The organism is Christiangramia marina, assembly GCF_048285865.1.
Taxonomy (GTDB): domain Bacteria; phylum Bacteroidota; class Bacteroidia; order Flavobacteriales; family Flavobacteriaceae; genus Christiangramia; species Christiangramia marina.
Genome location: NZ_JBLVTK010000002.1, coordinates 607,639 through 614,325 on the forward strand (window position 1 = coordinate 607,639; position 6,687 = coordinate 614,325).

Below are 6,687 nucleotides of genomic sequence, written 5' to 3' on the forward strand. Positions count from 1 at the left end.
TAGTATTTTAAAGAAAATTTAAAAAGAATATAGTTTCATTGATAATCTGAAATTTCAGAATCAACTATTCCCGGTATCGCTAAGAATTCCACAATTAGATAAGAATTAGAATCGCGATAAGGATAAAAATGACGACCTGTAACCATTTCAGAAATATACCAGAAGAAGGATATGATCTTACCCAGCCGGATATCCTGTTTGCGGCGAAGGCTACCAAACAAAAAATGATTAGTGCCTGCAACATGAAAACAAAACCAAGAACATAAAACTGCCAGACGGTATTGCCATCAGGTTCCCATAAAAATCCAGGAAAGAATGCCAGAAAAAAGATTCCGACTTTTGGATTCAGGACGTTCATGATGAATCCCTGTCGAAACAATGACAACAGACTTTTATGTTTAATTCCTTCCGAAGAAAAGGCAATTTCAGGATTAGATCTGTATACCTGGTAAGCTAGGTATAGTAAATACAAAGCTCCGAGTATTTTTATGATGAGAAAAGTAGTATCAGATTGCCGGATGATCGCAGAAACTCCAAAAGCAACCAGGCTAGTATGAACAATAATTCCAGAAACGAGTCCGCATGCTGTGGCTATTCCCTGTTTCGCTCCGTATGCGATCGACCTTACCAGTACATAGATGATATCCGGTCCCGGAGAAAAGGTAAGTAGTATTGAAGCGGTAAGAAAAGGAATTAGTTGTTCGAGCATCTTAACTATAATCCTTTCTGCAGAATCTTCTTATTGATATCTTTTATTAGCTGAGGACCTTCATAGACAAAGCCTGTGTATAGCTGAACCAGGCTTGCTCCGGCTTCCAGTTTTTCAACAGCATCTTCTGCAGAATGTATTCCGCCAACCCCAATTATAGGAAAAGAACGACCGCTTTTTTCAGAAAGAAAACGTATCACTTGTGTAGCCCTTTTAGTGAGAGGTTTTCCACTAAGTCCGCCCATTTCGCTTTTGTTCTCAGACTGTAGTCCTTCACGCGAAATTGTAGTATTGGTAGCGATTACCCCGGCGATTCCGGTTTCCTGAACGATCTCGATAATATCCAAAAGTTGCTCGTCTGTAAGATCTGGTGCGATCTTTAATAAAATAGGCTTCGACTTATTTTTAAGTTCGTTTTTTTTCTGAAGAGTGTTCAGTAGTAATTTTAATGGCTCTTTATCCTGAAGTTCCCTGAGGTTCGGAGTATTAGGTGAGCTAACATTCACCACAAAATAATCTACATAATCAAAGAGTGCTTCAAAGGAATAAACATAATCATCAACCGCTTTATCATTGGGAGTAAGCTTGTTCTTTCCAATATTACCACCAATAAGCACGTTTGTATTTCCCTTTAATCTGGCAACCATCTGCTCCACCCCTTCATTATTGAAACCCATACGGTTTATAATGGCTGAATCTTCGGGTAACCTGAATAACCTGGTTTTCTCATTTCCTGGCTGGGGCTTTGGTGTTACAGTTCCTACTTCTACGAAACCAAAACCTAAAGCTGAAAGTTCTTTGTAAAGCTTTGCATCTTTATCGAAACCTGCGGCCAGACCTACAGGGTTCTTAAACTTCAGTCCAAAGACTTCCCGTTCCAAACGTTTATCAGAAATATTAAATCTTGATCTTAGAAAGGCTAATGCTCCGGGGATCTTGCAAAATTTCCGAAGAAAATTAAAGGTGAAATAATGAATCTGCTCTGGATCGTACTTGAAAAGCGCTGGTCTTATGAGTGACTTATACATCTAGGTAGGTTTATGCAAAAATAGCAGGATTTCAGCAAAATCTATATGAAAACTTAAAAGGTTTTGGCGCGCTAAGCTATATATGTATTTTTGAGCAAAAGCTCTACTTCATGACCAATAAACAACATATCATAGACAGATTTCTAAGCTACGTAAGGATAGATACACAAAGTGATCCTGAAAGTACTTCGACGCCCAGCACCATGAAGCAATGGGACCTGGCGAATAAGCTTGTAGATGAATTGAAGGTTATTGGAATGCAGGATGTAACCATAGATGAGCATGCTTATGTTATGGCAAGTCTACCTGCAAATGTTCCACACGAAGTTCCTGTAATCGGTTTTGTCTCACATTTTGATACAACTCCGGATTTCTCCGGTACGAACGTGAACCCTCAGATCGTTGAAAATTATGACGGTAAGGACATTGTTCTAAATAAAGAGAAAAATATCATTCTCTCTCCGGAATACTTTGACGACCTGTTACAATATAAAGGCAAAACGATTATCACTACAGATGGCACAACCCTTCTGGGCGCAGATGATAAAGCAGGGATCACAGAGATCATGACCGCTATGGAATACCTGGTTAATAATCCTGATATTCTGCATGGAAAAATAAGAGTTTGTTTTACGCCAGATGAAGAAATTGGTCGTGGAGCACATAAATTTGATGTAGAAAAGTTTGGAGCAGAATGGGCTTATACGATGGATGGTAGCCAGATTGGAGAACTAGAATACGAGAATTTTAATGCAGCTCGCGCAGTTGTAAAAGTGGAAGGCAAAAGCGTACATCCTGGTTATGCCAAAGATAAAATGGTGAACAGCATGTATATCGCTCAGGATTTCATCAATTCCTTACCAAGAATGGAAACCCCCGAGCATACTGAAGACAGGCAGGGTTTCTTTCATCTAAGCAGTATAAATGGAGATGTGGAGGAAACTATTCTGGAATACATTATAAGAGATCATGACCTGGGGCACTTCCAGGCACGTAAAGAAATGATGCAGGATCTGGCCAGTGAGATCTGCTCACAATATGACCGGGACCTGATTACTATTGAAATCACTGACCAATACCGTAATATGCGAGAAAAAGTAGAACCGGTAATGCATATTGTAGACCTGGCGCGTGATGCGATGGAAGCGGTGGACATCGAACCTATCATCAAACCAATTCGTGGCGGAACAGATGGTGCTCAACTGAGCTTTATGGGACTTCCCTGCCCAAACATCTTTGCTGGTGGTCACAATTTCCATGGTAAATATGAATATGTACCGGTAGAGAGTATGCAAAAAGCTGCGGAAGTGATCGTAAAACTTGCGGAACTTACGGCTAAGAAATACGAATAAAAGATTTGAGTAAGATACCTACCATTGAAGAATATGTACTCCTTCATACCGATTGGGATGCACAAATCAGGCAGCTTGTAGGATTAATGGAACAAACCGAATTGACAGCTTCCATCAAATGGTGAGCACCGGTATATAGCCTGGAGAGCAAAAATGTCATAGGCCTTGGTGCTTTTAAGAACCATTTGGCCATCTGGTTCTTCCACGGCGTATTTCTTAAAAAGAACACAGCGCTGCTGGTCAATGCTCAGGAAGGCAAGACAAAAGCCTTGAGACAGATCAGGTGTGAGCCAAAGGATAGAATGAGTAAGGATGCAATTGTTCCTTATATAGTAGAAGCAATAGCCAACCAGAAAGCGGGTTTGAAATTAAAAGTGACCAAAGTCGCTTGAAATACCTGAAAAACTTGAAGCTATATTAAATGGTAATAAAGTGCTACAAAGAGCATTTCAGGATCTAAGCTTTGGTAATCAAAAGGAATACGCTCAATTTATTGCTGAAGCCAAAAAACAAGCAACGCGATCAAACAGAATCAAAAAGATCGAACCTCTAATTTTAAAGGGAACAGGACTTTACGATCGCTATAAAAAATAAAAAAGCAGCTCAATGAGCTGCTTTTTAGTTTGATGTATCCGAAAATTATTTCTTTTCTACAACCGGAGCATTCAGTTTCTGACTCATTTCCATTGAAATGGATGAACGATCAAAAGTAATCTTACCGGCGCCTGTTTCAATAATTACCGAATTATTCTTTTCACTGAAGTCAATAATCTTACCGTGCATACCACTTTTAGTAATAATACGATCTCCTTTTTTAAGTTCAGCGGCAAATGTTTTTTCCTGTTTTGCTTTCTTCATTTGCGGGCGTATCATAAAAAAATACACCACCACAAACATCAATATAATCGGTGCAAACTGGGTTAATTGATCCATAAATGCTTTTAGCTAGCTGTTTCTGTTTCCGCAGCTTCTACAAAAGCTTTGATCTTTAATTGTTCTTTTCCAGCTTCAGTATTTGCAGATACTGTTACAGTCTTAGTTACCTGTCCATTACCAGAACCATTGAATTTCACTAGCATCTCTCCAGATTCACCTGGTTGGATAGTTTCATTCTTAGGATAGGTTGGTACCGTACATCCACAAGAACTTGAAGCATTGGTGATCACTAAAGGAGCTTTTCCAGTGTTAGTGAATTTGAATACATGCTCAACGTTTGTTCCCTTAGCTATGTTTCCGAAATCAAATTCAGTTTCTTCGAAAGAGATTTCAGGATAAACAGTCGCCTGTGCATCACGTTCAGCTGAAGCTTCTACGTTCTCTGCTTTTACCTTGTCTGAGGCATTGTCTTTACATCCGGTAAACAGCATAGCCCCTGCAGCTGCAAACATCAAAATTGTTCTTTTCATGACGAAGTTATTTTGTTTAATTTCTAATGGGTAAAAATACTAAAAAATCTTTACTACATCAGGCCCCTGCCCATTTTATTTAGCTTGCCTTCTGTCTGGTATTCCTTGGAAAGTTTGTCCAGTACACCATTAATAAAAATGCTACTTTTTGGAGTACTGTATTCCTTTGCGATCTCCAGGTATTCATTGATTGTAACCTTTACAGGGATACTGCTAAATTTTAAAAACTCGCAGATGGCCATCTTTATAAGCACCATATCTACTTCAGCAATCCTGTCTTTATCCCAATTTGGAGTTTTCCCCAGCATTTCTTCGGAAAGGTCCTCGTCATTTAGATAGGTTTTCTGGAATAATTTCAAAGCGAACTCTCTATCCTCATCGTTTTTGAACAAACGAGCGATCTGCTTTTCTCTACCGGTGGATTCTTTTAACTTCTGAAGAAATTTAAGGGCGGCGGTATTTACTAACGGAAGATCATCTACCCAGGTCAACTTTTTATCTTCAAGGTAATCGTATAATTTCTCGTTAGGAGCAATGATCTCCTTAAAAATCTGGATAATAAGCTCTTTATCATCCTTGAAACTTCCTTCACGAGTATTCATATATTCTGAATACAGTTCGCTGTTTCTAATCTCATTCCAGATGATCGCCACATATTCATCATCCTGTTTCCAGTGATTGATCTTGTGGTCTTCTAATGCCTTCTGAATACTTTCGTTTTCATTCAGGATCTGGAAGATCTGGTTATCGATAAATTTTCTATTGGGATCTTTTTCCTCGTTAGTGGCAAGGTGCTTTTGCTGGGATTTCTCCAGGTACACTTCAGCATGTTCTCTTATCTCGGTGATCAAACTCAACTGAAGCAGAAAGAGGTCGTACATTTCCTGCATACTTTTCAGCAGGAATTTCTCTTCAGTGGCAAGGTTGTCATTCTGGCTTTGGTTAAATGCATACAGTGACTGCATTACTTTAACCCTGATATGTCTTCTTGTCAACATAATTGTAAAAGAACTTTTTAGGAATTAGAAAGGGCGAAAGCTTTTCGCTTTCGCCCTGCAAAAATATTAATAAATTAGAACTGACTAATTTAAATTCTGTTTTTTTCTATCGGCAATACGTTGCTTCGCTATTTGCAAAGCTGCAAAGTGCGTAGTGATATCGTCTTTAGAAGCTTTTTCAAGAATTCTCAAAGTTGTATTGTAGATATTCTCCGTCTTGCGCATGATCTCCTGCTTGTCGTAATTTTCCAATTCAGCATACACATTAATGATCCCACCTGCGTTGATAAGGAAATCTGGCGCATAAACGATACCTCTGTTCTGAAGGATCTGCCCGTGAGCAACCTCATCTGCAAGTTGATTGTTCGCAGCTCCGGCGATGATATCAACCTTCAGTCTGTCTATGGTATCATCGTTAATGGTCGCTCCAAGTGCACAAGGTGCATAAATATCTACTTCAGCAGAATAAATATCTCTATCTGTAAATATATGAGCTCCGTATTTCTTACTTACTTCTGCAAGTCTGTCCTCGTTGATATCTGTGATATAAACTTCAGCTCCATCTCCGGTTAAATATTCTACCAGAGTTTCTCCAACATGACCAATTCCCTGAACCAGAACTTTTTTACCTTCAAGATCATCTGATCCATACTTGAATTTAGCTGAAGCTTTGATCCCCATAAATACACCATAGGCAGTAATTGGAGAAGGATTCCCTGCTCCACCCTGGGATTCTGAGATCCCGGTTACATAAGGTGTTACCTCACGTACGGTATCCATATCTGAAGTTTCCATACCTACATCCTCTGCAGTAATGTATTTACCACCTAAAGAATGTACAAATTCTCCAAAACGCTTCATTAGCGCCGGAGTTTTATCTGTTTTAGCATCACCTATAATAACAGCTTTCCCACCACCAAGATTTAGACCAGTGATCGCACTTTTAAAGGTCATACCACGAGAAAGACGCAATACATCATTTACAGCCTCCCATTCACTAGTGTAATTCCACATTCTGGTTCCTCCCAGAGCTGGTCCTAAAACCGTATTATGGATACCAATTATTGCCTTTAAACCTGTATCTTTGTCGTTGCAAAAAACGATTTGTTCGTGTTCGTCAAAAGACACCTGTCCAAAAACCGGAGCAGCTTTTTTTAGTTCATTTGCATTTAGAACGTCAACTTGCATAATTTG

At 39.2% G+C, this 6,687-nt stretch carries 9 protein-coding genes; 3 read left to right on the forward strand and 6 right to left on the reverse strand.

The annotated features are described in order from the left end of the window. Positions 1 to 94: 94 nt before the first annotated feature. The gene (locus ACNKXS_RS09285; protein WP_417920624.1) at positions 95 to 709 is read right to left on the reverse strand and encodes a LysE family translocator; all 615 of its coding nucleotides are present in this window, start codon (positions 707 to 709) and stop codon (positions 95 to 97) included. A gap of 5 nt (positions 710 to 714) precedes the next feature. Continuing rightward, complete coding sequence (locus ACNKXS_RS09290) at positions 715 to 1,737, reverse strand: quinone-dependent dihydroorotate dehydrogenase (RefSeq protein ID WP_417920625.1); 1,023 nt, start codon at positions 1,735 to 1,737, stop codon at positions 715 to 717. A gap of 110 nt (positions 1,738 to 1,847) precedes the next feature. Between ACNKXS_RS09290 and pepT the strand changes: the two genes are divergently transcribed. From pepT to ACNKXS_RS09305, 3 genes are all read left to right on the forward strand, one after another. After that, positions 1,848 to 3,089 carry a peptidase T gene (pepT, locus tag ACNKXS_RS09295; protein ID WP_417920626.1) on the forward strand — a complete coding sequence of 414 codons (1,242 nt, stop codon included), beginning with the start codon at positions 1,848 to 1,850 and terminating at the stop codon, positions 3,087 to 3,089. Between the two features lie 140 nt (positions 3,090 to 3,229). After that, positions 3,230 to 3,481: a DUF1801 domain-containing protein gene (locus ACNKXS_RS09300; RefSeq protein WP_417920846.1), complete on the forward strand. Its 252-nt coding sequence runs from the start codon at positions 3,230 to 3,232 to the stop codon at positions 3,479 to 3,481. A gap of 40 nt (positions 3,482 to 3,521) precedes the next feature. Beyond that, on the forward strand, positions 3,522 to 3,683 hold the full coding sequence (locus ACNKXS_RS09305) for a YdeI/OmpD-associated family protein (RefSeq protein WP_417920627.1): 162 nt from the start codon (positions 3,522 to 3,524) through the stop codon (positions 3,681 to 3,683). A gap of 45 nt (positions 3,684 to 3,728) precedes the next feature. On the opposite strand, the gene yajC is transcribed toward ACNKXS_RS09305, so the two are convergent. The 4 genes from yajC to ACNKXS_RS09325 all read right to left on the reverse strand — a co-directional run bounded on the left by yajC (position 3,729) and on the right by ACNKXS_RS09325 (position 6,681). After that, positions 3,729 to 4,022: a preprotein translocase subunit YajC gene (gene yajC, locus ACNKXS_RS09310; protein WP_295179343.1), complete on the reverse strand. Its 294-nt coding sequence runs from the start codon at positions 4,020 to 4,022 to the stop codon at positions 3,729 to 3,731. A gap of 8 nt (positions 4,023 to 4,030) precedes the next feature. Continuing rightward, positions 4,031 to 4,495, reverse strand: coding sequence for a DUF1573 domain-containing protein (locus tag ACNKXS_RS09315; RefSeq protein ID WP_295179344.1), 465 nt, complete (start codon positions 4,493 to 4,495; stop codon positions 4,031 to 4,033). Positions 4,496 to 4,548: 53 nt separating this feature from the next. Next, a complete protein-coding gene (gene nusB, locus ACNKXS_RS09320; RefSeq protein WP_141877038.1) occupies positions 4,549 to 5,493 on the reverse strand; it encodes a transcription antitermination factor NusB in 945 nt (314 codons plus the stop codon). 84 nt (positions 5,494 to 5,577) lie between these two features. After that, entirely contained in the window at positions 5,578 to 6,681 is a 1,104-nt protein-coding gene (locus tag ACNKXS_RS09325; RefSeq protein ID WP_295179349.1) for a Glu/Leu/Phe/Val family dehydrogenase, read from the reverse strand. Positions 6,682 to 6,687 lie beyond the last annotated feature (6 nt).

What these genes read in the sequence shown, in the direction of transcription:
- ACNKXS_RS09285 (WP_417920624.1), bottom strand. Translation starts at nt 709, where the DNA reads ATGCTCGAACAACTAATTCCTTTTCTTACCGCTTCAATACTACTTACC.
- nusB (WP_141877038.1), bottom strand. Translation starts at nt 5,493, where the DNA reads ATGTTGACAAGAAGACATATCAGGGTTAAAGTAATGCAGTCACTGTAT.
- ACNKXS_RS09290 (WP_417920625.1), bottom strand. Translation starts at nt 1,737, where the DNA reads ATGTATAAGTCACTCATAAGACCAGCGCTTTTCAAGTACGATCCAGAG.
- pepT (WP_417920626.1), top strand. Translation starts at nt 1,848, where the DNA reads ATGACCAATAAACAACATATCATAGACAGATTTCTAAGCTACGTAAGG.
- ACNKXS_RS09325 (WP_295179349.1), bottom strand. Translation starts at nt 6,681, where the DNA reads ATGCAAGTTGACGTTCTAAATGCAAATGAACTAAAAAAAGCTGCTCCG.
- yajC (WP_295179343.1), bottom strand. Translation starts at nt 4,022, where the DNA reads ATGGATCAATTAACCCAGTTTGCACCGATTATATTGATGTTTGTGGTG.
- ACNKXS_RS09315 (WP_295179344.1), bottom strand. Translation starts at nt 4,495, where the DNA reads ATGAAAAGAACAATTTTGATGTTTGCAGCTGCAGGGGCTATGCTGTTT.